The sequence below is a fragment of the Tsukamurella sp. 8F genome, from assembly GCF_029167375.1.
GTDB lineage: Bacteria > Actinomycetota > Actinomycetes > Mycobacteriales > Mycobacteriaceae > Tsukamurella.
In genome coordinates, this window is the sequence record NZ_JARFTP010000047.1 from 1 (window position 1) to 23,802 (window position 23,802).

Below are 23,802 nucleotides of genomic sequence, written 5' to 3' on the forward strand. Positions count from 1 at the left end.
CGCGTCCGCCGCGAGCCGCCGTCTGCGGGTGCCATGCGCGGATCGCGCCGATGAACTCCTCCGGAGCGTCGGACTCGACATAGGTGCTCGCACCGTGGACGATCACCGTCTCGTGGCGCGGCAGTGCAGTCTCGAGCCGCTCCCGCTCCTGCGTGCGGAAGGCGATGTCGGCGTCGCCCCACACGATCAACGTAGGCAACTGCGCAAGCGTCGGTAGCCCGGTCTCGATGTCTTCGAAGAACTTGCGGCTGGCCAGGATTCGTCCGGGAAGCACCGCAGACGCCTGCCGTCGTTCGGGGGTGTCCAACGCCCTCCGGTAGTGTGTCATCTCGTCCGCGGTCGGCCGCCGCTTGCGGTGGCCGGTGGGTATGAAGGTGTTGACCAGAAGGTTTATCCGGCGGACGAGGAACTGCATCGGCGCGTTGCCGCCGATCCGTGAGAAGGCCTCGTAGTACAGGTCGCCGTTGACCGGCCACGCCCACGTGTTGGCGAGTACGAGCCGCTTCGCGAGGGCGGGCCGGCGCAGCGCCGTTGCGAGTCCGATCGGCCCGCCCCAGTCCTGCCCGATCAACGTGGCGCCCTCGAGCCCGAGTGCGTCGGCGAAACCGGCGAGCACGTCCGCGTGCTCCTCGGGTAGGTAGCGGTAGCCCGGGCGTGGTGTCGAGAGGCCGAAGCCGGGGAAGTCGAGCGCGATGCACCGGAAGTCGCCGCTCAGCGCGCGGATGGTGTCGCGCCAGAGGAAGGACCATGTCGGGTTCCCATGCAGGAACAGCAGTGTGGGGCCGGAGCCCTCGTCGACGTAGTGGACGGTGTTCCCACCGACGTCGACGAAGCGGCTCTCGAAGGGGAACAGCCGGTCGTCGACCCACGCGGGCCGTGTTCCTGCAACCATGGGTTACTCCGTTCGCTCGTGATTGATATTCTAAAGTGAGCTAGACCATATCAAGTAGGAGGTCGCCGTGGCCAGGAAATACGGGCAGTACTGCGGGCTCGCTCGCGCTCTCGACGTCGTGGGCGACCGCTGGAACCTGCTGATCGTGCGGCAGCTGCTCATCGGGCCCGCGCGGTACCGCGATCTGCAGGACGGATTGCCCGGCATCGCAACGAATCTCCTCTCCGACCGGCTACGCGACTTGGAGGCGGCGGGCGTCGTCGAGCGCAGGCTGGGCGAGGAGCGCAACGCCGTTCTGTATGCGCTCACCGAATGGGGCGCCGCCCTGCGGGAGCCCGTCGAGGGCCTCATCCGGTGGTCGCTGCCGCTGATGATCACCGGTCCTGGAGAGGACGTCTTCCTCCCGCAGTGGCTGCCCGTCGCGATCCCCGCCATCGTCTACCGCGGAGGTGCCCCGGCGGGCCCGGAGGTAGTCGGCGTCGAGATCGACGGGCAGCTGTACCAGGTGAGCGCGGTCGACGACGGCGTGGACGTCCGCCCGCACGACGGGCGGGATCTCGACGCGATTCTGCGTGGCACGCCCGAGTACGTCCTCGGATTCGCCGCGGGGTTGTCCCTCGACGACATCCGTGCCGTGACCGACATCGAGGGCGACGAGGCGGCCCTGTTGAAGGTCTTCCGTGGCTGACCGGCGAGCGAGAGCCGATCAGCGGGGACGCAGTACGACCTCGGTCGGATGCGCGTCGCCGGGTGCGCGTACGGCCGAGGCGACCGCGGCGGCGACTGTCGACGCCCGGAGGAGGCCGGTGGGGGAGTAGTCCCGTCCCTCCTGTGCGTAGATCCCCTGCTGCATCTCGGTGTCGATGCGGCCGGGAAACACGCTGGTGACCCGCAGGTCCTGCTCCTCGAGCCGCAGCGCGTCGGCGAACGCTGCGAGCCCGAATTTGCTTGCTGCGTAGGCGGACCAGCCCGGATTGGCGCGCTTCCCGGCCCCGGAGTTCAGGAACACGACGTGTCCCCGCGCGGCACGGAGTGCGGGTAGCAACACGCGGGTCAGCTCGACGGCGCCCAGCAGGTTGACTTCGAACATCTCGCGCCACTGGGAGGCCGTCGTCGTCTCGACCGGACCGATGGACGCGACGCCGGCACTGTGTACCAGCACGTCCAACCGGGGGATCGCCGCGGCCAGGCCGGCGACGGCGGCGTGGTCGGCGAGGTCCACCGCGAACGTCCGTGCGCCCAGTTCGGTGGCGAGCGTTTCGAGCCGCTCCGATGGGCGCGCACCCAGCAGCAGATCGTGTGTGGGCGCGAGCTGACGCGCGATCTCGGCGCCCACCCCGCGGGACGCACCGGTAACGAGAGCCAGGGGTCGGGTCATGGATCCGAGGCTACCGACCGGGCCCCGCTCTGCGATCCGTCCCGCGACGCAGCAGAATGTGGCGATGCGCTCCACCCCGATGTTCAGCCCGACGCAGCTCGCCGCCCGCGGCGCGTACCTGCTGCGCGGCAACGACCGCGGAGCGATGACGTCGGCGGCGCCGCGGCTCTACCCGCATCAGTGGTCGTGGGACGCTGCGTTCGTGTCGGTGGGCCTGGCGTCGCTGTCGGTCGAGCGCGCGACCACGGAACTCGACCACCTCCTGGCCGCGCAGTGGCGAAACGGGATGATCCCGCACATCGTCTTCGCGAACGGCGTCGACGGGTACTTCCCGGGCCCTGCGCGGTGGCGATGTGCGCAGCTGTCGGCGGACGCACCATCGTCGCCGGACACCTCGGGCATCTGCCAGCCGCCCGTGCACGCCATCGCCGTGCAGCGGATCCTCGACCGCGCTCGGCGGCGGGGCCGCACGGTGCGAGGAGTCGCCGAAAGCTTCCTCGACCGCCAGTGGGGTGCGCTCATGGCGTGGCACCGCTGGCTCGCGACGGCGCGGGACCCTCGGGAGCGGGGCCGGATCACGCTGTACCACGGGTGGGAGTCCGGGATGGACAACTCACCGCGTTGGGACCCCGCATATCAGCGGGTGGTGGTGGGAGACCTGCCCGCGTACCGGCGAGAGGACAACCATGTCGTGACGGATACGTCCCAGCGTCCCTCGGACGCCGAGTACGACCGTTATCTGTGGCTGGTAGAGCAGATGAAGCGCTGCCGTTATCGCGACGGCGAGCTGCCCGGTGTGATGGCGTTTCAGATGGAGGACGTGTTCGTCAGCGCGATCATGGTGATCGCGTGCGAGACCCTCGCCGAGCTGGGGGAGGAGCACGCCAAGCCGCGCTCCGATGTGCGGGAGCTGCGCGACTACGCCGAGCGGTTCCGGCGCGGCGTGGTCCAGACCGCCGAAGCCCGGACGGGGTCGGCGCACGACGTCGACGTACTGACCGGGCGGCCTGTCGCGACAGACACGCTCGCCGTGTTCTCGCCGCTGCTGACCGGCGGACTCGAGCGCGATGCCGAGCGGGCGCTGTTGCGCACCTTCGAGGGCCCTCGCTACTGCGGCCACCCCGACCTGCGCTACGCCGTGCCGCCGTCGACGTCGCCCGTCTCGGGGGCGTTCCGCGGGCGCGAGTACTGGCGGGGCCCGGTATGGCCGGTCATGACGTGGCTGTTCTCCTGGGCCTTCGCGCGCCGCGGCTGGGCCGAGCGCGCGGAGCTACTCCGCGAGGAGGGCCTGCGTCAGGCGTCCGATGGCAGCTTCGCCGAGTACTACGAGCCCTTCACGGGCGAGCCGCTCGGCTCGATGCAGCAGAGCTGGACGGCCGCCGCGGTGCTGGACTGGCTGGGATAGAGGCGCGGCGGATATGGACTACATCTCCGACTCGCCCTCCAGGGCGGCGAAGGCGGGGACGTCATGGGTGTCCGCGTCGGCGGCGCGGACCATGGCCAGGATGCCGCCCGCGATCAGGCAGCAGATCGCGCCGATGTAGAACGGGGCGGCGGGGGAACCGAACCAGTTCGCGAAGTGCGCGACGAGTGTCGCGGCGAGCGCGCCGCCGAACCAGCGGAGGAAGTTGTATCCCGCGCTGGCGACGGGCCGCGGAGCGTCGGCGATGGACATCGCCGTGCCGGTGAACAGGGTGTTCAGCACGCCGGACGGGATGCCGGAGAGCGCGACCACGGCGACGACGGTGCCTGTGCTCGTGGTGCCGAACGCGGCGATCAGGAGCAGGATGCCGTAGACGGTGACGGCGAGGATGCACGCGAGGCGCTCACCGAAGCGCGCGGCCAGCTTGGGGGCGAGCCACACACCGGCGATCGCGACGAGGACGCCCCAGCCGACGAAGACGCCGCCGATGAAGTACGCGCTGCGGTCCAGGACGAACGGCGACCAAGCGAGGATCGTGAAGAAGGCAGCCGTGTAGAACGCCGAGGCCAGGCCGGTGAGCAGGAGGCCGGGTTGCCGCAGCGCACGCAGTGGCGCGAGCGGGGAGACGGTGTTTCCGGCGCTGTGCCGGGCGCGGGCCTCGGCCGCGTCGGACTTCAGCATGGTGGCGCACAGGATCGCGCCGATCGCCATCAGGATCGCGGTGCCGGCGAACGGGCCGCGCCACGAGATGCCGCCCAGGACCGCGCCCAGGAGCGGACCGACCGCCAGGCCGACGCCGAGCGCCGCCTCGTAGAGCATGATCGCGCCCGCCTGGCCGCCGGTCGCGGCGGCGACGATGACCGACAGAGCGGTCGCGATGAACAGGGCGTTACCAAGGCCCCACACGGCGCGGTACGCGACCAGCAGGCCGATCGAGTTCGCGGTCGCGCACAGCCCCGCTGCGACCACTATCAGCAGCAGCCCGCCGATGACCGTGCGCTTGGATCCGAACCGGGACGCGCACCAGCCTGTGATGAGCATGGCGACCACCTGCACGCCGAGGTACGACGAGAACAGGAGGGTGGTCTGGGACGGGGTCGCCTTCAGCGATGCCGCGATCGAGGTGAGGATCGGGTCGACGAGGCCGATGCCCATGAAGGCGATGACCGCGGCGAACGCCGTGACCCACACTCCCTTCGGCTGGTGGCTGAGCGTCTCCTTGAGACTGGGGTGCGACGTGTGCTGCGCGGCGGCGCTGGCTGCGTCTGTGGTCACGGGCTGTCCTTCCTCTTCGTTGCTACTACGAAATTCTAACTACTGAGAAGTTCGAAGTAAATAGGAAAAGGAGTGAGCGCCCCCACAGCGGGCGGCTGGTCAGGGCTCGCTGCGGTAGAGCTCCGCGAGATGGTCGAGGGCGTCGATGGCGCGATCCAGGCTGGCCCGGTCCGTGGGGCTGAGCTTGTCCAACAGGCCGGCGAGTGCGGCGTTGCGCGCCCTGGTCAGCTCGCGGGTCGTCTCGACTCCGCTCGCCGACAGCTGCACGACGACGGCGCGCCGGTCGGTCGGATCCGTGGCCCGCTCGACCAACCCCAGCCGCTCGAGGCCGTCCACGGCGCTCGTGGTGGAGGGGAGGCGGATGCGCTCACGGCGCGCCAATTCGCCCATCCGGATCGGACCGCTCGCCATGAGGGTCGACAGCACGGACTGCTGCGAGGGGGTCAGTTCGGGGCCGGGTGTACGCCGGCGGATCATGAAGTGGAGCTGGGTCAATGTGGGACGCAGCCGGGCGGCCAAATCCTCGGAATGGGCTGCTTCATCGGATCCCATAGGCTACGCAGTGTAACCAGTGCCGCCGACAGGAGAGCGACGTGGACCCCACACTGCGATTGCCGCAAACCGCCGCAGAGTTCGCAACTCCCCGGCCGGGCGCCCCGGCCACTCGGCCGGCCGCCACCGTCGTCCTCCTGCGGGACGGTGCGGAGGGGCTCGAGGTACACCTGCAGCGCAGGCCGCCGACGATGGCCTTCGCGGCCGGCCGAGCGGTGTTTCCGGGCGGCGGTGTAGACCCCACAGACAGTCAGGCGCCCGCGCGCTGGACGGGCCCTTCGCCGGCCGAGTGGGCTGAGGCGCTCGACGCCGACGAGGTCCGGGCCGGTGCGATCGTCGTCGCCGCGGTGCGTGAGACCTTCGAGGAGTGCGGCGTGCTGCTCGCGTCGGCCGACGGAGCCTCGCCCGACCTGACCGCTCCCGAGTGGCAGGCCGCCCGGCGCGCGCTCGCCGCGCACGAGATCTCGCTCGGCGACCTGCTCGACGAGTACGGTCTGACCCTGCGTTCCGACCTGCTGCGCCCGTGGGCGGTATGGGTTACGCCCGAGTTCGAGAAGAAGCGCTTCCACACCTGGTTCCTTGCCGCGCGCCTCCCGGACGGGCAGGAGGCGACCGGTGGTACGTCCGAGTCGGTGAAAGAGGAGTGGATCGGCGTGACGGCTGCCATCCGCTCCGCCGACGCGGGCGAACTGCCGCTCATGCCGCCTCAGTACTGCACCATGCTCGAGTTGTACGGGGCAGCGTCCACGGACGAGTTGTTCGATGCCCCGCGGGACGTCCTCACCGTGCGGCCCCGAGTCGCGATCGACGACGAGGGGCCCTACCTCCAGCTGCCCGACGACCTCGTGGAGCTGGGGCGCCGGGTGGGTGCGGCGATGTACCCGCAGACGCTCTAGAAGGGCCGCCGCGCCGCCGCCACCTACACTGGCCGCGTGAGTACAGAGATCACCACGTCCGACGAACCGGACGTCGACGCCGCTGTGCGGCACCCCGTTCTGGCGGTCCTCCTGGTGGTCGGAGGTGTGCTGGGGCTGATCGCGTCATTCGCCCTGACCAAGGACGATCTCGCGCTGCTCGCGAACCCGTCCGCGAGCCTCGGATGTTCGTTCAGCGACAAGTTCCAGTGCGGCAAGAACATCATGTCGTGGCAGGGCAAGGTGTTCGGATTCCCGAATCCGCTGCTTGGGCTGATGATGTTTCCGGCGCCGATCGTCGTGGGGATGGCGCTGCTGGGTCGAGTGCGGTTCCCGCGCTGGTTCTGGCTCGTGTTCAACGGGGGCATGTGGTTCGCGATCGGCTTCATCGCGTGGCTGGCCTACGAGAGCATCTTCGACATCGGCACGCTGTGCCCGTGGTGCTCGGTCGTGTACGCGGCGGTGATCCCGATGTGGCTGGCCGTGACGGTGCACAACATGACGGAGGGGCGCGTCGGCACCGCGTTGCAGCGTGTCGGCGTCGCCCTCCGCCCGTGGATCCTGCTCATCACCGCGGTGCTCTACGCGGTCATCCTCGTGACCGCCCAGGTGAAACTGGACATCCTGGGGTCGCTGTAGCCCACTGCCGTGCGGCGCGGCTACGTCCCGATCCGCCCGTCCGTCCTCCACACCGCGACCACTGCGGGCCGGGGGAGGCTGTCGCCCCCGTCGGGCCAGTGCGATGCGGGCTTCTCCGCGGTCGCGTCGTCGGTCTCTCCCGGGTGTTGCACGCAGACCATGATGCGCTCGTCCGTGACGATCGGACCGCACGTCTCCGCGCCGAAGGGCACTGTCAGGAACTGTTTGGTGAGCCCGCGTTCCGCGCCGTCGAGTACCACGCCGAACAGCCCGTCGTTGGTGTCGAACACGTCGGCGGTGCCGTCGGTGGAGATCCACAGATTGCCGTGGCTGTCGAAGGCGACGTTGTCCGGACAGCTGATCCGCGAGACCCTCGACTTGTCGAAGCCGCCGTAGTACGTATCGGCGGCAGCGGGATCGCCGCACACCAGCAGCAGGTCCCACGAGAACTCGGTGCCGGTGTGGTCGTCGGTGATCTCGATGATCTGGCCGCTCTTGTTCTTGGTCCTCGGGTTCGCCGCATCGATGCCGGCCTTGCCGTCGGCGCCACGGTCGCTGTTGTTGGTCAGCGCGCAGTACACCTTGCCGGTCTTGGGGTTCGGTTCGATGTCCTCGGGCCGGTCCATCTTGGTGGCACCGGCCTTGTCGGCGGCGACGCGGGTGAACACTGCGACGTTCTCGGCCGGCATCCCGTCGACATGCGACTGCGCGCTGCCGTCCTCCCGTACCGTCAGGAGCGGGATCCACCTGCCCTTGCCCCGGTAGCCACCGGTCGGCACCTCACCCTCGTTCGGGGCGGCGCCGGACAGCTTCGCGACGTACAGCGTGCCCTCGTCGAGTATCCGCATGTTGGACGTCATCGCCGCCGCACCGGGCCCGCGCTGGATCCTCCGTGAGGAGACGAACTTGTAGATGTACTCGAACTTGGAATCGTCGCCCGTGTACGCGACGACGTCGCCTGCGGGCGTCACGTAGATGTTCGACCCCTCGTGCTTCAGCCGGCCCAGAGCCGAGTGCTTGACGGGTATCGAGTGCGGGTCGTGCGGATTCAGCTCGACGATGTAGCCGAACCGATTCACCTCGTTGGGCTCCTTGGCCAGGTCGAACCGGTCCTCGAACAGGCCCCACTTGTGGTAGTCCTCGTCCTTGCCGACGCCGTACCGCTTCCAACCCTCCTTCAGACCTTCGACGGGCGGGTTCTGCGCGCCGGAGAAGTAGTTCGTGTAGTTCTCCTCGCCGGAGAGCATCGTGCCCCACGGGGTGATGCCGCCCGAGCAGTTGGCGATGGTGCCGAGCACGCGGTTGCCGGCCGGGTCCGCCTTCGTACGGGTGAAGACCGTGCCCGCCGCCGGTCCGCGCAGTTCGAAGGGGGTCGACGCGGTGACTCGCCTGTTGGTATCGCCGATCACGGGTGTCAGGCGGCCGGACCCGGTCTCGCCCTTCAGTTCTACGACGGTCAGCCCGTGTGCGGCCATCTCGACGCGCACCTGGTTCTCCGTCGGCGCTCCCTCTCGGTAGCCGTAGAACATCTGCGTGCCCGTCGTGTACTCCTGATTGCACACCAGTAGGTACGAGCCGGGCCGGCCGTCGACGGGGATCAGACCGGCGAAATCGTTGTTGAAGCCGAACTGCTTGGCCTGGGCCTCGGGAGTCTGGTTGTGCGCGTTGAACTTCGGCGCCCCGGGCTCGACGGGGTCGCCCCAGCGGATGACGACGGCCTGCTCGTAGCCGTCCGGGATCGTCACCGCATCCTTCGTGTTGGGCGCTACCGCGTCGAAGACGAGGCCCGGTGCATTCGGGACGTTGCCGGTGCCCGGCGCGCCGGATGCCCCGGTAGACGAGGCGCCGACCGAGCCGTCGGTTCCCGCACCCGAGTCGCAGGCGGCGAGGGCCGACGCGGCGCCGATACCGAGTACGGCCACCCCCGCCCCACGCAGCGCAGTCCGGCGGCTGATGGATGCGACGATGTCGCCGAAGTACTCGTTGTCGGAGGTATTGTCCTCCGGGCGGAAGCACTGCTCGCCGCATTTGTACTTGCAGGTCGTGTGCGAACGGCGGCCCGCGTCGTACACGGGTAGTAGACGAAGGACGGGCAGAGCCACGATCGTTCCCCCTGGTGGGCTGAGTGGGAATGGTCGTGGCAACGCTAGGAACGCCAGGTGATGAGGTCACCAACCGCGGGTGAACGTGCGATGGAACTAAAGGGAAACCCAAACGAAGGTGAGTATTACATTACTATTCAAATAATGCGGATGCCTCAGAGCCGAGCGGCGGATCAGACGTTGACGCCGTAGTCCCGCGCGATCCCGCCGAGTCCCGATGCGTAGCCCTGGCCGATCGCCCGGAACTTCCACTCCGGCCCGCGTCGGTAGACCTCACCGAAGATCATCGCGGTCTCCGTCGACGCGTCCTCGGTGAGGTCGTATCGCGCCACCTCGGCGCCGTTGGCCTGGTTGACGACTCGGATGTAGGCATTCCGCACCTGCCCGAAGGACTGTCCGCGTTGGTCGGCCTCGTAGATCGAGACCGGGAAGACGATCGACTCGACGTTCGGCGGCACGGCGTCGAGCTGGATGTTGATGGTCTCGTCGTCGCCGTCCCCCTCGCCGGTGAGGTTATCGCCCGTGTGCTCGATCGAGCCGTCGGGGGAGCGCAGATTGTTGTAGAAGACGAAGTGGTTGTCCGACAACACCTTCTGGTTGCCGCCGAGGGCGAGTGCACTCGCGTCGAGGTCGAAGTCCGCGCCGGTACTGGTACGGGCATCCCATCCGAGGCCGATCGCCACCGCCGTGAGGCCGGGTGCCTCCTTGGTCAGCGATACGTTGCCGCCCTTGGCCAGCGTCACACCCATGACATTCCTCCCGTTCGCGCCGGTGTCCCGGGGTTCGGGCACCCTCGCGGCCGACTCTAGACCTAGCCCAGGTGTCGTGCCGCGAACTCGTCGATCGCGGATTCGTCGGCGCCGTAAGGCTCGCCGTCACGAGGCCAATGCACGATCACGTCGGTGAAGCCGAGCTCGGCGGCGCGCGCGACGGCGTCGTCGGCGTACGCGGCATCGGCCATCGAGTAGGTCCCGCCCGAGTCGATCGAGAGGTAGCGGTCGACGGACGACGGTGACCGCTCCGCCGCGCCGAGGGCGCCGTCGAGCCGCCCCGCGAGCGTCTCGACGGTGCGCCACCACTCCTCGCCCGCGGCTCCGTCGCGGCCCGTCGTGATCCAGCCCTGGCCGTACTCGGCCACGAGGCTCAGGCCTTTCGGGCCGTTCGCTGCGAGGGCGAACGGCATGCGCGGGAGCTGCGCGGGCGCGCCGACCATGCGGGCGTCGACGGCGGTGAACCACTCGCCCTCGAAGGACACCCCGGCCGGGTCCTCCTCCGGCTCGAACCGCAGCAGGGCGTCGAGACCGGCGACGAACTCTGCGTAGCGCTCGTGGCGGCGGCGCGGGGCGAGCTCGTCCTGACCCAGCGTGAACGAGTCGAAACCAGTGCCGCCCGAACCGATTCCGAGGATGACGCGGCCCGCGGACATCGCATCCACCGAGGCGATATCCTTCGCGAACGGCACCGGATGGCGGTAGTTGGGAGAGGTCACGAAGGTGCCGAGGCGGATCCGTTCCGTCGCCAGCGCGGCTCCGGTGAGCAGCGGTACCGTCGCACCCCAGGGCTGGTCGGCGAGGGACCGCCAGGACAGGTGGTCGTAGGTCCAGGCGTGGTGGAAGCCGAGTTGCTCGGCCTTCTGCCACCGACGGCGGGCCTCCGGCCAGGGGTACTGGGGCAGGATCACGACTCCGAAGCGCACGCAATGGAGCGTAACCGCGGGGATCGCGCGCGTGCATTCGCCGGGCGAACTAATGTGCTCGGATATCCATTCGCCCACAGGTGAGAAGAAGGTGCCCCTATGGCCTCAACAGGGTCAGTGATGTCCGGAGTCAGAGAGCTGACGCTACGAGCGGTGATCCTCGGCGGTGTCATAACGTTGGTGTTCACGGCGGCCAACGTGTTCCTCGGCCTGAAGGTCGGCCTCACATTCGCTACGTCCATCCCCGCGGCCGTCATCTCGATGGCGATCCTGCGCTACTTCGCGAGTCACACCACGGTCGAGAACAACATCGTCCAGACCATCGCGTCGTCGGCCGGCACCCTGTCGGCGATCATCTTCGTGCTGCCGGGCCTGGTGATGATCGGCTACTGGTCCGGATTCCCTTACTGGACAACCGCCTTCGTCTGCGCGATCGGCGGCGTCCTCGGCGTCATGTACTCGATACCGCTGCGGCGAGCACTGGTCACGGGATCGGATCTGCCGTTCCCAGAGGGGGTTGCGGCCGCCGAGGTGCTCAAGCTGGGGGATTCGGCCGAGGGCGTGGAGGAGAACCGGCGGGGCGTGCTCGCGATCGTGCTCGGCACCATCGCGTCGGCTGCGTACTACCTCCTCGCATCGCTGAAGCTCGCCGCCGCGGAGATAGGTGGCGCGCAGAAGCCGGGACTGGTCGGTGGCGTACTGAAGGTCGGATCGGGCGGCACGTTCGTGACACTCGGGCTGTCCGCGGCGCTGGTCGGTGTCGGGCACCTGGTCGGCATCACCGTCGGCATCGCCATGGTCATCGGCCTGGTCATCTCCTTCGGCGTCATGCTGCCGATCCGCACGTGGGGCGACTTCACCGGGAAGGGTGTCGTCGGTGACACGGTGAGTTCGATCTTCAGTTCGGACGTGCGGCTCATCGGCGCGGGCGCGATCGCGATCGCCGCGGTCTGGACGTTGCTGAAGATCATCGGACCGATCATCACGGGGATCGTCGCGGCCGCCCGATCGGCACGCCAGCGCAGCGCGGGCGAGGATGTCGACATCACGGAACGCGACATCCCGATCGGCATCGTCGGCGCGGTCGTGGTGCTGTCGATGATCCCGATCTGGTTCCTCCTCCACTCGTTCGTGTCGACCGCGAACTCGCCGCTCGAGGGCAATTCGACAGGCATCATCATCGTGAGCGTCCTCCTGACGTTGCTCATCGGCCTGTTCGTAGCGTCGGTCTGCGGCTACATGGCCGGTCTCATCGGTGCGTCCAACAGCCCCATCTCCGGTGTCGGCATCCTGGTCGTGCTGTTCGCGGCGCTGCTGATCAAGGCGGTCTACGGCCACGCCGACGCGTCGCACACCGCGGCACTGGTCGCCTACACGCTGTTCACGGCGTCCGTGGTGTTCGGCGTCGCGACCATCTCGAACGACAACCTGCAGGATCTCAAGACGGGCCAGCTGGTCGGCGCGACCCCGTGGAAGCAGCAGGTCGCGCTCATCATCGGCGTCGTCTTCGGCTCCATCGTCATCCCGCCCGTGCTGGGAGTGATGCTGCGCTCCTACGGGTTCGCCGGGATGCCGGGCGCCGGCGACGACGCGCTCTCGGCACCGCAGGCCTCGCTCATGACCACGCTCTCGAAGGGCGTGTTCGGCGGCGACCTGAACTGGGGCTTGATCTGGCTCGGCGTCGCCATCGGCGCCGCCGTGATCGTGGTGGACGAGATCCTGTCCCGCACCGGCAGGCTGCGCGTGCCGCCGCTCGCGGTGGGGATGGGCATGTACCTGCCGATGTCGGTGACGCTGATGATCCCGATCGGCGCGCTCGTCGGCCACTACTACAACCGCTGGGCGGACCGCACCGGCGGCGAGCGTGCCGAGTCCCGCAAACGTATGGGCGTGCTGCTGGCTACCGGCCTGATCGTCGGGGAGTCGATCTGCGGCGTCATCGTCGCGGCGATCGTCGCCGGCACACACAACGCCAACTGGCTCGGCATCCCGGACGGTTTCGGGAACTGGGCCCAGATCATCGGCGTCGTGCTCTTCGTCGCCATGATCTCGCTGCTCTACAAGCGCACGCAGCGGATCGCCGCGGCCGTCTGACCACAACGACGACGGTGCCCGTCCATCCCCTCGGGACGGGCGGGCACCGTCGTTGTGATCGGGTGTGCCTAGTCGGCGCCGATGATGAAGGCCTCCAGCTGCGCACGCGCGACATCGTCGGCGATCTGCTCCGGCGGGGACTTCATGAGGTAGGCCGATGCCGGAACGACGGGGCCCCCGATTCCGCGATCCTTGGCGATCTTCGCGGCGCGGACCGCGTCGATGATGATGCCGGCGGAGTTGGGGGAGTCCCACACCTCGAGCTTGTACTCCAGGTTCAGCGGGACGTCGCCGAACGCACTGCCCTCGAGGCGGACGTAGGCCCACTTGCGGTCGTCGAGCCATTCGACGTGGTCCGACGGGCCGATGTGGACGTTGCGATCGGCGATCTTGCCGGACAGCGGGCCGTTCAGGTTCGAAGTCACCGCCTGCGTCTTCGAGACCTTCTTGGACTCCAGGCGCTCGCGCTCGAGCATGTTCTTGAAGTCCATGTTTCCGCCGACGTTGAGCTGGTAGGTGCGGTCCAGCCGGACGCCGCGGTCCTCGAACAGCTTCGCCATCACGCGGTGCGTGATGGTCGCGCCGACCTGCGACTTGATGTCGTCGCCGACGATCGGGACGCCCGCGTCGGTGAACTTCTTCGCCCATTCGGGGTCCGATGCGATGAAGACCGGCAGGGCGTTGACGAACGCGACACCCGCATCGATGGCGCACTGTGCGTAGAACTTGTCCGCGTCGTCCGACCCCACGGGTAGGTACGAGACCAGAACGTCGACCTGCGCGTCACGGAGGGTCTTGACCACGTCGACGCCGTCGCCGGGAGCTTCCTCGATGGTCTCGCGGTAGTACTTGCCGAGGCCGTCGAGCGTATGTCCGCGCTGCACCGTCACGCCGGTCGGAGGGACCTCGGCGATCTTGATGGTGTTGTTCTCCGACGCGTAGATGGCGTCCGCGAGATCGAAGCCGACCTTCTTGCCGTCGACGTCGAACGCGGCGACGAACTCGACGTCGCGCACGTGGTACGGGCCGAACTTGACGTGCATGAGGCCGGGGACCGTCTTGTCCTCGTCCGCGTCCCGGTAGTAGTAGACGCCTTGCACGAGCGAGCTGGCGCAGTTGCCCACGCCCACGATCGCAACACGGATCTTGTTGTCAGACACCGTTGATTTCCCCTTCTTTCGGTGTGGATGAATCGGCGGAGGTCGATGCCGACTCCGCTGCGATCAGTTCGTTGAGCCAACGCACCTCTCGCTCACTGGTCTCCAGGCTCAGCTGATGGAGCTGCCGGGTGTACTTCTCGCCCGGGCTCGGGGCCTCGAGGGTGCGCCGCAGTTCCTCGCGCCGCTCCTCGACCTGCCGGCGGCGCCCCTCGAGGATGCGCAGCCGGGCCTGGGCCGGAGTGGACGTGAAGAACGCCAGGTGCACGCCGAAGCCGTCGTCGGTGAAGCTCTGCGGGCCGGTGTCGGCCACCAGATCGGCGAACCGGGCCTGGCCCGCCTCGGTTATCCGGTAGACGCGCCGTGCCCGCCGCTTCTTGACCACCGTGTCCTCGTCCTCCTCGGACAGCAATCCGGTGTCGCGCATCCGGCGCAACGCCGGATACAGCGACCCGTATGAGAAGGCGCGGAACGGTCCGAGCAGTTCCGTCAGGCGCTTGCGTATCTCATAGCCGTGCATCGGAGCCTCCAGCAGCAGACCAAGAACCGCGAGTTCGAGCACGCTGCCTCCTCTCTCTGCCGCTACGTGATGTCGCCGAATGCGCCCGGCGAAGGAACCTATCGACCTTCTGCGATCGGCGGATGTATCGAGCCGATATATGTGAGATTACCTCGAGCCACCTACCGGCGGAACCGCTGTGCGGCACGGCGACGCTCATAGGCCCGCACACGTACTCTTGTCCCGTGCGAGTACAGAGACAGGTGGTGGACTACGCGCTGCAGCGACGATCGCTGCTCGCGTCGGTCCGCGCGGGCCGCACCGCGGTCCGGTCGGTGTGCGACGCCGACCCGTACCTGCTCCGTGCCGCAAAGTTCCACGGCGTCCCCAGCGACGTCCTGTGCCCCATCTGCCGCAAGGAGCAACTGACGCTGACCTCGTGGGTGTTCGGGGAATCCCTCGGATCCGCGGCCGGCTCGGCGCGATCCGAGACCGAGATCGCGGAGCTCGCAGATGCGCGAACCGAGTTCTCCGTGCATGTCGTAGAGGTGTGCAGGACATGCAACTGGAATCATCTGGTGCAGTCGTACGTGACAGGCCGCGTCCCGGCACCGCGTAAGCGGCGTCGCGCGGCAGGGAACGCGCGGTAGCGTCCGACGGGGGATGCCCACGAGCGGGGGAGGAACATACAGTCGCGTGCGACGCGACGAGACGAACGAGCGGAGAGAGACAGCTGTGACCGACCCTGGTGGCACAGACGGCGGCACGGAGCCCAGCGCGGCAGGCGCGAGTGGACCGTCAGCCGGACCAGAGCCCCGCAGGCGCCGGGCCCGTATCGGGTTCCCGCCCCCTCAGCAGCCCGACCTCGGCGAGACGACGGTGACTCCACGCGTCGAGGGAGCCCCTACAACGCAGGGCTTCCCCGTGGCGCCCCCGCCGACGCCTCCCGCCAGCTCGCCGACCGTGCCGCAGACTCCGCCCGCGCCCGCACCGCGCAGGCAGGCGCCCGTGCAGCCCTCGGCGCACAGACTTCCTGAGGCCGACGATGCCGGGTTCAGCGCACGCACGACCTCGTATGAGCCGCTGTCCGGTCGCGCAGTGGACCCGCAGGAGCTCGTCGACCAGGCGGCGGGCGGCTTCGCCGGCAACGAGGACGCGACCCGGATCCAGCCGGCGGTCCGCGATGATGTGCCACCGCCGCCCCAACCCGATCGTCCCCGGGAGATCCCGGATCTCGACAAGGTTCACGGCGTCAGTCCGGCTGCCGCGGCAGCTGCGGGGCGTGGCGCCGCGCCGTCCGGTGGCGGTCCGGGTGGGCCGGTCGGCCCAGGAGGCCCGGGCGGTCCCGGTGGTCCGGGCGGTCCGGGCGGGCCGGGAGGCGACGGCCCCGGTGGCGGTGACGATGGTGGCGACGGCGAGGGTCCGGGCGGCGTCCCGTGGTGGCACCGGGCACGGCAGAAGGCAGGCGGAATGAGTGTTATCCGGCGCGTACTCGTGGGCGGAGTGGCGGGCATCGCCCTCCTCCTGGTGATCGCGGTGCTCGCATTCGCGATCGGCTACGTCCGGGCGGACGTACCGCAACCGGGCGAGCTGCACACCAACCAGGTCGCGACGATCTATATGAAGGACGGTAAGACCGTCCTCGCCCGCGTCGTGCCACCCGAGGGCAATCGCAGTGAGGTCGCAGCCAACAAGATCCCCGAGTCGATGAAGAACGCGGTGATGTCGGCGGAGGACCGCTCGTTCATGACGAACCCGGGCTTCTCCATGACCGGCTTCGCGCGCGCCGTCCTGGGCCGCGTGCCGGGTTTCGGCGGCGCAGACGACGCGGGCGGCGGCTCCACGATCACCCAGCAGTACGTCAAGAACGCGCTGGTCGGCGACGAGCACTCGCTGACCCGTAAATGGCGCGAGCTGATCATCTCCACGAAGATGGCACGTAGCTGGTCCAAGGACGAGATCATGGCCGCCTACCTCAACACCATCTACTTCGGCCGTAACGCGTACGGCCTGCAGGCGGCGGCGAAGGCGTACTTCAACACCACGGCCGAGAAGCTGACGGTCGCGCAGTCCGCGCTGCTGGCCTCGGTCGTGCGATCCCCGTCGTACTACGACCCGGCGGTGACGCCGGACGCGGCGCTCATGCGCTGGAACTGGGTGCTCGACGGCATGGTGGGGATGGGCACGCTCGACAAGACCGAGCGCGCTTCGCTGAAGTTCCCCAAGACCATCCAACCCGGCGCGGTGAACCAGACCGACAACCTGTCCAACGGGCCCAACGGGCTGATCAAGACCCAGGTGCTGCAGGAGCTCAAGGACGCCGGTATCTCGGAGCAGGACCTCAACACCCAGGGGCTGCAGATCACGACGACCATCGACCCGCAGGCGCAGGCGGCCGCAGTGAAGGCCGCGCACAACAACCTGTCGGGTGAACCCAAGAAGCTGCGAACCGCGGTGGTCTCGGTCGACCCGAAGACCGGCGGCGTCGCGTCGTACTACGGCGGCGACGACGGCAACGGTTACGACAGGGTGCAGGCGGGGCTGCAGACGGGCTCGTCGTTCAAGGTGTTCGCGCTTGTCGCGGCGCTCGAGCAGGGTGTCCCGCTCTCGCGGGTGTACTCATCGTCGCCGTTCCAGGCGAAGGGTGTGAACGTCACCAACTCAGACGGTGAGTCATGTGGCAGTTGCAACCTGGCGACCGCGCTCAAGATGTCCCTCAACACCGTCTACTACCGGCTGATGATGGACCTCAACGGGCAGGCGAAGGCGGTCGCGGACGCCGCGCACAAGGCAGGCGTCGCGGAGAGCTTCGGTTCGATCGCACACACATTGCAGCAGCCCGACGGCGGCGTCGAGGGCGGTGTCGTACTGGGCCAGTACCAGACCCGTCCCATCGACATGGCGTCCGCGTACGCAACGATCGCGGCGAGCGGCGTATACCGCAAACCGCATCTGATCCAGAAGGTCGTGACGGCCGACGGCCGTACCCTGCTGGACCGGGGCAAGGATCCCGGGCAGCGCAAGTTCAGCGCCGATGTCGCGAACAACACGATCGCTGCGATGGAGCCCATCGCCGGGTATTCCAACGGGCACAGCCTTGCGGGCGGCCGCGAGTCGGGTGCCAAGACCGGCACCGCGCAGTACAAGGACACGGGACAGAACAAGGACGCCTGGATGGTGGGCTTCACGCCGTCGCTCTCCACGGCGGTGTGGGTCGGCAGCGACGACGGCTCACCGATCACGAACTACTCGGGGAACATCGTCTACGGCTCCGGGCTCCCCTCGGACATCTGGCAGTCCGCGATGAACGGTGCGCTCGACGGTACGGACGACGAGACCTTCCCGACGCCCGGATCGATCGGCGGTCAGGCCGGCGTGCCCTACGAGCCGACATACACCCAGACCACCACGCGGGGCTGGGGCAGCGGCGATGCCACGACCGGGTCCGAGAGCTCGGGGCGGGCGACCACCCAGCGCACCATCCCCGGTCTGCCGGGTGTGCCGTGGCCGACCTTCCCCGGGCAGGAGACCACCGACGACAACGGTGACGGTTCCGGCAGCACGGGCGGCAACGGCAACGGTGAGGGCACCGGCAACGGCGGCGGTTACACCACGACCGTCCCGCACCGCGGCGCAGGCGGTGGCGTGACCCGGAACGGCGCGCCGCGCCAGACGCAGACGGTGCGGTGACCCGACCGGGACCGGTGACCGGCGACGGGGCGGACGAGCGCGAGTTCGTCAGCCCCGGCCGGTCCGCGCCCGAGACGTTCGCCGAGCCGGACCGGGACGTTCCGAGCCACACCGACGTCGTCGCGCGCGACTTCTCGACAGCCGTCGGCGGACCCGTCGGCCGTCACGCCCTCGTCGGATTCCAGCGCTTCTACACACCCCTGCGCGTGCTGCTGCTGGTTGCTCTGATCTTCCTGTCCCTCGGCTGGTTCACGAAGGCCGGCTGCCTGCAGCAGCGCAACGCCGACGGCGTGCTCTCGCTGGACTGGCAGAACAACCGCGCGTACGCCTCGCTGTGCTACTCGGACACGGTTCCGCTGTATCACGCGGAGCGCCTCGACGAGGGCGTCATGCCGTACGTCAACCACTTCTACGACAAGGGCCCGACCGGCAAGACGCAGGAGCGGTACATGGAGTACCCGGTGGTCACCGGGATGTACCAGTACGGCGCGATGCGGGTCGCCAAGGCATGGGAGGCGCTGCACACCCGGTTCGGGATCCCCGGGGCGATCGAGGTGGTCCTGTTCTTCAACGTGGTCGCCGTGGGCCTCGCCCTGCTGTGGCTGCTGGCGCTGTGGGCGACGACCCGATTGTCCGCGGGCGCCCGGCGCCCCTGGGATCCGATGGTCATGGCTGCGTCACCGCTCGTGATCGCGCAGATCTTCACGAACTTCGATGCCATCGCCATCGCGGCGATGGCCGTGGGAATGCTGCTCTGGGCCCGTCGGCGGCCCGGCTGGGCGGGGGTCGCTATAGGCCTGGGCACTGCCGCCAAGCTCTATCCGGCGTTCCTGCTGATCGTCCTGCTGGTGCTGTGCCTGCGATCCGGGCGCCTGCGTCCGTGGTCGACCGCCACGGCGACCGCACTACTGGCGTGGCTGGTGGTGAACCTTCCGGTCATGATCGCCGCACCGCGCGGATGGTGGGAGTTCTTCCACCGCAACAGTATTCGTGCGGTCGATATCGACTCCATCTACAACGTGGCCTCGTCGTTCACCGGCGGCTGGGTCTTCGGCGGGACCGGGCCCGACGGCGGCGCCTCGACCCTCGCGAACATCTTGACCCTGGTCTTCTTCCTGCTGATCGTCGCCGGCGTCGCGTACGTGGGCTTCACGGCGCCGCGTCGTCCGCGGGTGGCCCAGCTGATGTTCCTGCTACTCGCCGGGTTCCTGCTGGTGAACAAGGTGTGGAGCCCGCAGTACTCGCTGTGGCTGGTGCCTCTCGCTGTGCTGGCGATCCCGCACACCCGGATCCTGCTCGCGTGGATGACCCTGGACGCGCTGGTCTGGGTGCCGCGGATGATGTATTTCCTCGGCGTCTCCAACAAGGGCCTGCCGGAGCAGGCGTTCACGGCGACGGTACTGCTGCGCGACCTCGCGGTCGTCGGGCTGTGCGCTCTGGTCCTGCGGCAGATCTACCGCCCCGAGGAGGACCTGGTGCGCACCACGTTCCCATCGCCCTACTCATCGCCGTTGGACGACCCGCACGGCGGGGTACTCGACGGCGCACCCGACGCCCGCTCTCAGCGTGCCGGTTCGGGGGCCCGTTCCGGCTCCTCCGAGGCACTCGCCTCCGGGTAGCGTTCGCGCAATGCGCTGTTCGGCAGTAGGAACAGGAACGCGGCGAGTAGTCCCGCCCGACCCCAGACGCCTATCCACACACCCCACTGCACCCACCAGCTGATGCTCGTGCCGTCGGCGTGCTCCTGGAAGTAGCTCCACACCGTCATCTCGAGGCTGAAGTCGCACACCAGGTAGATCGCGATCAGGCGCCAGTCGATCTTCAGCAACACGAAGAACGGCAGTAGCCACAGCACGTACTGCGGAGAGTGCACCTTGTGGAACAGCATGAACCCGCACAGCATCGCGGCGCTCACCCCGATCCACGGGTACGTGCCCGAGCGTTTGTACACCCGCCAGCCCAGGCACATCGTGAGGGCGAACGCTGCCACGATCAGCGCGGGGGACGCCAGCGACACGAAGTGGTCGTACTCCTCGGTCGAGCCGAATGCGTGCTGCACACCCCAGAACCAGATCGAGTTGGTCGACAGGTCCGCCGTCCGCAGTTGCTGGAACTCGAGCGACGCGCGCCAGCCCTTGTAGCCGAAGATCATGAACGGCAGATTCCCCGCCACGGCCACTGCGGCTGCGGTGCCCAGTACGCCCATCGCGCCGCGCAGGTCGTAGCGGCGGCGCTCCGGGGCCGGGCGGGTCCCATAGGTAAGGACGTAGAGCGCGAGCGGGGCGACGAATATCCCGGGGTAGATCTTCAGATTGAATCCGATCGCGAGCACTGCGGCCGCGAGCATCGCGGGCCGGCGAGGCGACAGTCCGCGGCGGTGCGCCCAGATCACGATCCCGATGGCGACGGTGGCTACGGCCACGACCGGCAGCTCGACGTTGTGGAATGCGTACATCGCCAGCGGCGGTGTGAGCGCCCACAGCAGCGCGGTGCGGCCCGACAGCTTCGCCAGTACCCATCCGGTGAGCAGGCCGAACGGCGCCAGGATCAGGGACATGTGCAGCAGGTACTGCTCGTCGTTGTGCACGCCGATCGCGCCGAGCCAGTACAGCAGCCCCGATAGCACCGGGTACTCGATCGCGCCGCCCTGCAGGTGGCCCTGCCCGTCGATCCAACCCGTCAGGTAGGGGAAGACGTGGTTGTTGATCTCGCGGCCGACCCACAGGAACTGGATGTCCGAATAGCAGATGCGCCCCGGCGTCGCGGCGAATCCCGGTGAGCGCCCCAGGTCGTCGAACGGGGCGCCGGTGCAGTGGGCCTTGACGAAGTACCCCGTGATCAACGCGAGCGCGGTGACGCCGAGTACCGCCCAGGCGAGCCGGTCGATCCGGATCGGGCGTGGCATGGCGCCCACACTAGCGACCGCCCATCTGGCCTCGCGTTTCGGCCTACAGCCCGTCGACCTCGGTGAGCAGGAACCGGTCGGATGCCGCGTCGCCGTACCGGGCCAGCACGTGTACCCGTTCGCCGGGCCGGACGTTCACCCGCAGGGTCCCGCGGCCTCCGCTGCCGCCGAGGCGCCGGTTCAGCCTGCCCATCAGGCCCCGAGGCGGCGCGAACGCCGCGACCTGGTGGGTGCCGGGCGCCACGTCGAAGGCGTGTGGCATCTGCCAGTCGACGGGGATCTCGGTGCCGTCGATCGCCACGTACGGGTCGGAATACGCGCGCAGCATCCGGCCGGAGAGCCTCGCCGGCCGCACGGCGACCTCGATGATCGCGGTCTCCGATGCGCAGCCCTCCACGAACGCGGCGTCCTCCGTCATCGGCTACCCCGCGGCTTCCTGCCGGGTCGTCTCCTGCTCGGCCGGTGCGGTGTCGGCGTACTGGCGTCGGAGCGTGTTCAGGAGCGCGGCCCCCTGCGTCGCGAGCCCGTTGGCGATCTCGTTGACGCCGTCGGCGCCGTTGAACACCGTGAGGTTCGCGCCGCGCAGTCCCGCGGCCAGGGACGCGACGACCTGCGGTAGCTGCTCGATCATCTGCTGGTCGAGCGCGATGCGGTTGTTCTCCGCGGCCGCGCTGGCTTGGATCCGCAGTGCCTCGGCATCGGCCTGTGCCGCGATCGTCGTGCGCTGCGCCTCGGCCTCCGCGGGCTTGACCACCTCGGAGACGAGCTCCTTCTCGCGTTGCTCCGCCTGCGCCTCTGCCAGTTTCGCGCGCTCCAGCGCAATGGCGCGGTCGGCGGTGGCCTGTGCCAGCGGACCCGCCTGGGCGGCTTCCGCGTTCGCCTTGTCGGTCTCCGAACGGATGGTCGCCCGCTTGAGTGAAGTGTCCCGCTCGTATCCGGCCTGATTCCGCAGTGACTCCTGCTGGGCTTCGGCGGACGCCTGGTCCGCCTGCGCCTGCGCGATCGCAGCCTCGCGCCGCACGCGTGCGACCTCGGGGGCGGCGAGCGCTTCGATGTAGCCCGACCCCAGGTCGTCGATGGACTGGATCTGGAACGAGTCGACCACCAGCCCGATCCGGCCCATCTCGATCTTGGAGGCCTCGAGTACCTGCTTCGCGAGCGTGTCGCGCTCGCGGATGATCTGTTCGACGGTCATCGACCCGACGATCGAGCGCAGATGGCCGGAGAAGATCTGCCCGGTCAGTTGGCTCATCTCTCGCTCCTGCTCGGAGACGAAGCGCTGGCCCGCGGAGATTATCGACGGCGCATCCCCGCCCACCTTGTGCGCGATGACAGCCTTGACCTTGAGCTGGATGCCCTGCGTCGTGACGCAGTGCTCCTCGATCCGCGCCTCCTGCATCGCCAGCGACAGGTACGTGACCCGCCGGAACAGGGGCATGACCCACTTGCCATGGCCGACGATGACGAGGAACGGCTCACCGTCGCTCTTCGACTTCTTGCCCGAGATGAGCATGGCCTCGTCGGGCTCCGGTACGTGGTATCCGAGCATCGTCTCGTCCTCCCTAACGATCCGTGCCGGCCGGTCTCAAGTCGGTGTCGGCCGGTCCTCTCCCACCTTAGATACGGCCGCCGCCGTCGTGGAGGGCGTTCCATCTGACGACCGTCAGCGCGCGGTCGCCCAATTCCTCGACGACGAGCACACGTGTGCCCACTGCCAGCTCCTCGTCGGCGCGCGCGATATACGTCTCCCTGGCCGGCCCTCGCCCCACGTATACCTCTCCGGCACCGTCGACGGGGATCGCCACTGTCACCTCGCCGGTGGCGCCGACCATCCCGTCCGGCATCCGCAGCCCCTTCCACGTGTCTGTCCGCACGCTATCAGCGAGACGCCCGTCCTCCCTGCCGCAGCAGAGGGGACGGGCGTCTCACCCGGTGTCGGCCTACTGGGTATCGGCCGTCTAGACGTATGTCTCGCCGGCCTCCGACTTCGCGATCAAGGACGCGGGCGGCGCGAAGTGCTCACCGTATTTCGCCGCCAGCTCCTTCGCCCGAGCGACGAAGGGCTTCAGGCCGATGGTGCCGTCGGCGCCCTCGTAGCCGTTGATGTACTGCAGCACGCCGCCGGTCCACGGAGGGAAGCCGATCCCGAAGATCGAGCCGATGTTGGCGTCGGGAACCGTCGTCAGCACGCCCTCGTCGAGGCAGCGCACGGTCTCGAGCGCCTCGGCGAACAGCATCCGCTCCTGCATGTCGCGCAGCGGAATGTCCGTCGATCCGGAGTTGTAGTGCTCCTGGAAGCCCTTCCACAGGCCGGTGCGCTTGCCGTCGGCGTAGTCGTAGAAGCCGGCGCCGTCCTTGCGACCCGTGCGCCCGACCTCCACCATCCAATCGACGACCTCGGTCGAACCGTGTTGCGGCACAGGCTTGCCCTCGGCCTCGAGCGCGGCGTACGTCTCCTTGCGGATCTTCTGCGGCAGCGTCAGGGTCAGTTCGTCCATCAGCTGCAGCGGTGGCGCCGGGTACCCGGCCTGTGAACCCGCCTGTTCGACCAGCACGGGGCTCACGCCTTCGCCGACGGCCGCGATC

At 68.6% G+C, this 23,802-nt stretch carries 22 protein-coding genes; 8 read left to right on the top strand and 14 right to left on the bottom strand.

All coding sequences use genetic code 11. The annotated features are described in order from the left end of the window. Nucleotides 1–892 (bottom strand): alpha/beta fold hydrolase (locus P0W64_RS21405; RefSeq protein WP_275482209.1); only part of this gene is annotated, 892 nt, incomplete at its 3' end. A gap of 67 nt (nucleotides 893–959) precedes the next feature. Here P0W64_RS21405 and P0W64_RS21410 point away from each other — a divergent pair. Beyond that, the gene (locus P0W64_RS21410; RefSeq protein WP_275482210.1) at nucleotides 960–1,580 is read left to right on the top strand and encodes a helix-turn-helix domain-containing protein; all 621 of its coding nucleotides are present in this window, start codon (nucleotides 960–962) and stop codon (nucleotides 1,578–1,580) included. An 18-nt stretch (nucleotides 1,581–1,598) separates the two neighbouring features. On the opposite strand, the gene P0W64_RS21415 is transcribed toward P0W64_RS21410, so the two are convergent. Then, nucleotides 1,599–2,270: an SDR family oxidoreductase gene (locus P0W64_RS21415; RefSeq protein ID WP_275482211.1), complete on the bottom strand. Its 672-nt coding sequence runs from the start codon at nucleotides 2,268–2,270 to the stop codon at nucleotides 1,599–1,601. 79 nt (nucleotides 2,271–2,349) lie between these two features. On the opposite strand from P0W64_RS21415, the gene P0W64_RS21420 reads away from it, so the two are divergent. Beyond that, entirely contained in the window at nucleotides 2,350–3,675 is a 1,326-nt protein-coding gene (locus P0W64_RS21420) for a glycogen debranching protein (RefSeq protein WP_275482229.1), read from the top strand. Nucleotides 3,676–3,693: 18 nt separating this feature from the next. Here P0W64_RS21420 and P0W64_RS21425 read toward each other — a convergent pair whose 3' ends face one another. Further along, the gene (locus P0W64_RS21425; protein WP_275482212.1) at nucleotides 3,694–4,968 is read right to left on the bottom strand and encodes an MFS transporter; all 1,275 of its coding nucleotides are present in this window, start codon (nucleotides 4,966–4,968) and stop codon (nucleotides 3,694–3,696) included. Between the two features lie 99 nt (nucleotides 4,969–5,067). Then, nucleotides 5,068–5,520, bottom strand: a complete 453-nt coding sequence (locus tag P0W64_RS21430) for a MarR family transcriptional regulator (RefSeq protein ID WP_275482213.1) — start codon at nucleotides 5,518–5,520, stop codon at nucleotides 5,068–5,070. Between the two features lie 41 nt (nucleotides 5,521–5,561). Here P0W64_RS21430 and P0W64_RS21435 point away from each other — a divergent pair, with 41 nt between their 5' ends. Beyond that, complete coding sequence (locus P0W64_RS21435) at nucleotides 5,562–6,416, top strand: NUDIX domain-containing protein (RefSeq protein ID WP_275482214.1); 855 nt, start codon at nucleotides 5,562–5,564, stop codon at nucleotides 6,414–6,416. A 36-nt stretch (nucleotides 6,417–6,452) separates the two neighbouring features. After that, the gene (locus tag P0W64_RS21440) at nucleotides 6,453–7,073 is read left to right on the top strand and encodes a vitamin K epoxide reductase family protein (RefSeq protein WP_275482215.1); all 621 of its coding nucleotides are present in this window, start codon (nucleotides 6,453–6,455) and stop codon (nucleotides 7,071–7,073) included. 20 nt (nucleotides 7,074–7,093) lie between these two features. Here the strand turns inward: P0W64_RS21440 and P0W64_RS21445 are convergent, their stop codons facing one another. From P0W64_RS21445 to P0W64_RS21455, 3 genes are all read right to left on the bottom strand, one after another. Further along, the gene (locus P0W64_RS21445; RefSeq protein WP_275482216.1) at nucleotides 7,094–9,175 is read right to left on the bottom strand and encodes a PhoX family phosphatase; all 2,082 of its coding nucleotides are present in this window, start codon (nucleotides 9,173–9,175) and stop codon (nucleotides 7,094–7,096) included. A gap of 173 nt (nucleotides 9,176–9,348) precedes the next feature. Continuing rightward, nucleotides 9,349–9,924, bottom strand: coding sequence for a TerD family protein (locus tag P0W64_RS21450; protein ID WP_275482217.1), 576 nt, complete (start codon nucleotides 9,922–9,924; stop codon nucleotides 9,349–9,351). A gap of 62 nt (nucleotides 9,925–9,986) precedes the next feature. Beyond that, on the bottom strand, nucleotides 9,987–10,871 hold the full coding sequence (locus P0W64_RS21455) for an LLM class flavin-dependent oxidoreductase (RefSeq protein WP_275482218.1): 885 nt from the start codon (nucleotides 10,869–10,871) through the stop codon (nucleotides 9,987–9,989). A 99-nt stretch (nucleotides 10,872–10,970) separates the two neighbouring features. Between P0W64_RS21455 and P0W64_RS21460 the strand changes: the two genes are divergently transcribed. Next, a complete protein-coding gene (locus P0W64_RS21460) occupies nucleotides 10,971–12,965 on the top strand; it encodes an oligopeptide transporter, OPT family (protein ID WP_275482219.1) in 1,995 nt (664 codons plus the stop codon). Between the two features lie 68 nt (nucleotides 12,966–13,033). Here P0W64_RS21460 and P0W64_RS21465 read toward each other — a convergent pair whose 3' ends face one another. Both P0W64_RS21465 and P0W64_RS21470 read right to left on the bottom strand, forming a co-directional pair. Further along, on the bottom strand, nucleotides 13,034–14,125 hold the full coding sequence (locus P0W64_RS21465; RefSeq protein WP_275482220.1) for an inositol-3-phosphate synthase: 1,092 nt from the start codon (nucleotides 14,123–14,125) through the stop codon (nucleotides 13,034–13,036). Further along, nucleotides 14,118–14,684, bottom strand: coding sequence for a PadR family transcriptional regulator (locus P0W64_RS21470; RefSeq protein WP_275482221.1), 567 nt, complete (start codon nucleotides 14,682–14,684; stop codon nucleotides 14,118–14,120). Before P0W64_RS21470 ends, P0W64_RS21465 begins: the two co-directional genes overlap by 8 nt. Nucleotides 14,685–14,866: 182 nt before the next feature. Between P0W64_RS21470 and P0W64_RS21475 the strand changes: the two genes are divergently transcribed. From P0W64_RS21475 to P0W64_RS21485, 3 genes are all read left to right on the top strand, one after another. Continuing rightward, nucleotides 14,867–15,271, top strand: a complete 405-nt coding sequence (locus P0W64_RS21475; RefSeq protein WP_275482222.1) for a DUF5318 family protein — start codon at nucleotides 14,867–14,869, stop codon at nucleotides 15,269–15,271. A gap of 820 nt (nucleotides 15,272–16,091) precedes the next feature. Beyond that, nucleotides 16,092–18,311: a transglycosylase domain-containing protein gene (locus tag P0W64_RS21480; protein ID WP_275482230.1), complete on the top strand. Its 2,220-nt coding sequence runs from the start codon at nucleotides 16,092–16,094 to the stop codon at nucleotides 18,309–18,311. Beyond that, nucleotides 18,308–19,930, top strand: a complete 1,623-nt coding sequence (locus P0W64_RS21485) for a glycosyltransferase 87 family protein (RefSeq protein WP_275482223.1) — start codon at nucleotides 18,308–18,310, stop codon at nucleotides 19,928–19,930. Before P0W64_RS21480 ends, P0W64_RS21485 begins: the two co-directional genes overlap by 4 nt. Here the strand turns inward: P0W64_RS21485 and P0W64_RS21490 are convergent. From P0W64_RS21490 to P0W64_RS21510, 5 genes are all read right to left on the bottom strand, one after another. Beyond that, nucleotides 19,873–21,216: a hypothetical protein gene (locus P0W64_RS21490; RefSeq protein WP_275482224.1), complete on the bottom strand. Its 1,344-nt coding sequence runs from the start codon at nucleotides 21,214–21,216 to the stop codon at nucleotides 19,873–19,875. The genes P0W64_RS21485 and P0W64_RS21490 overlap by 58 nt on opposite strands. 43 nt (nucleotides 21,217–21,259) lie before the next feature. After that, nucleotides 21,260–21,634: a hypothetical protein gene (locus P0W64_RS21495; protein WP_275482225.1), complete on the bottom strand. Its 375-nt coding sequence runs from the start codon at nucleotides 21,632–21,634 to the stop codon at nucleotides 21,260–21,262. A 3-nt stretch (nucleotides 21,635–21,637) separates the two neighbouring features. Beyond that, entirely contained in the window at nucleotides 21,638–22,765 is a 1,128-nt protein-coding gene (locus P0W64_RS21500; protein WP_275482226.1) for a flotillin family protein, read from the bottom strand. 67 nt (nucleotides 22,766–22,832) lie between these two features. After that, on the bottom strand, nucleotides 22,833–23,060 hold the full coding sequence (locus P0W64_RS21505) for a hypothetical protein (protein WP_275482227.1): 228 nt from the start codon (nucleotides 23,058–23,060) through the stop codon (nucleotides 22,833–22,835). Between the two features lie 114 nt (nucleotides 23,061–23,174). Next, nucleotides 23,175–23,802: 3-hydroxyacyl-CoA dehydrogenase family protein (locus P0W64_RS21510; protein ID WP_275482228.1), on the bottom strand; the 628-nt coding region annotated here is incomplete at its 5' end.

Excerpts from the sequence above, each read along its gene's own strand:
- P0W64_RS21415 (WP_275482211.1), bottom strand. The coding sequence starts at position 2,270 with ATGACCCGACCCCTGGCTCTCGTTACCGGTGCGTCCCGCGGGGTGGGC.
- P0W64_RS21420 (WP_275482229.1), top strand. The coding sequence starts at position 2,350 with ATGTTCAGCCCGACGCAGCTCGCCGCCCGCGGCGCGTACCTGCTGCGC.
- P0W64_RS21430 (WP_275482213.1), bottom strand. The coding sequence starts at position 5,520 with ATGGGATCCGATGAAGCAGCCCATTCCGAGGATTTGGCCGCCCGGCTG.
- P0W64_RS21450 (WP_275482217.1), bottom strand. The coding sequence starts at position 9,924 with ATGGGTGTGACGCTGGCCAAGGGCGGCAACGTATCGCTGACCAAGGAG.
- P0W64_RS21460 (WP_275482219.1), top strand. The coding sequence starts at position 10,971 with ATGGCCTCAACAGGGTCAGTGATGTCCGGAGTCAGAGAGCTGACGCTA.
- P0W64_RS21480 (WP_275482230.1), top strand. The coding sequence starts at position 16,092 with ATGAGTGTTATCCGGCGCGTACTCGTGGGCGGAGTGGCGGGCATCGCC.
- P0W64_RS21490 (WP_275482224.1), bottom strand. The coding sequence starts at position 21,216 with ATGCCACGCCCGATCCGGATCGACCGGCTCGCCTGGGCGGTACTCGGC.
- P0W64_RS21495 (WP_275482225.1), bottom strand. The coding sequence starts at position 21,634 with ATGACGGAGGACGCCGCGTTCGTGGAGGGCTGCGCATCGGAGACCGCG.
- P0W64_RS21500 (WP_275482226.1), bottom strand. The coding sequence starts at position 22,765 with ATGCTCGGATACCACGTACCGGAGCCCGACGAGGCCATGCTCATCTCG.
- P0W64_RS21505 (WP_275482227.1), bottom strand. The coding sequence starts at position 23,060 with ATGCCGGACGGGATGGTCGGCGCCACCGGCGAGGTGACAGTGGCGATC.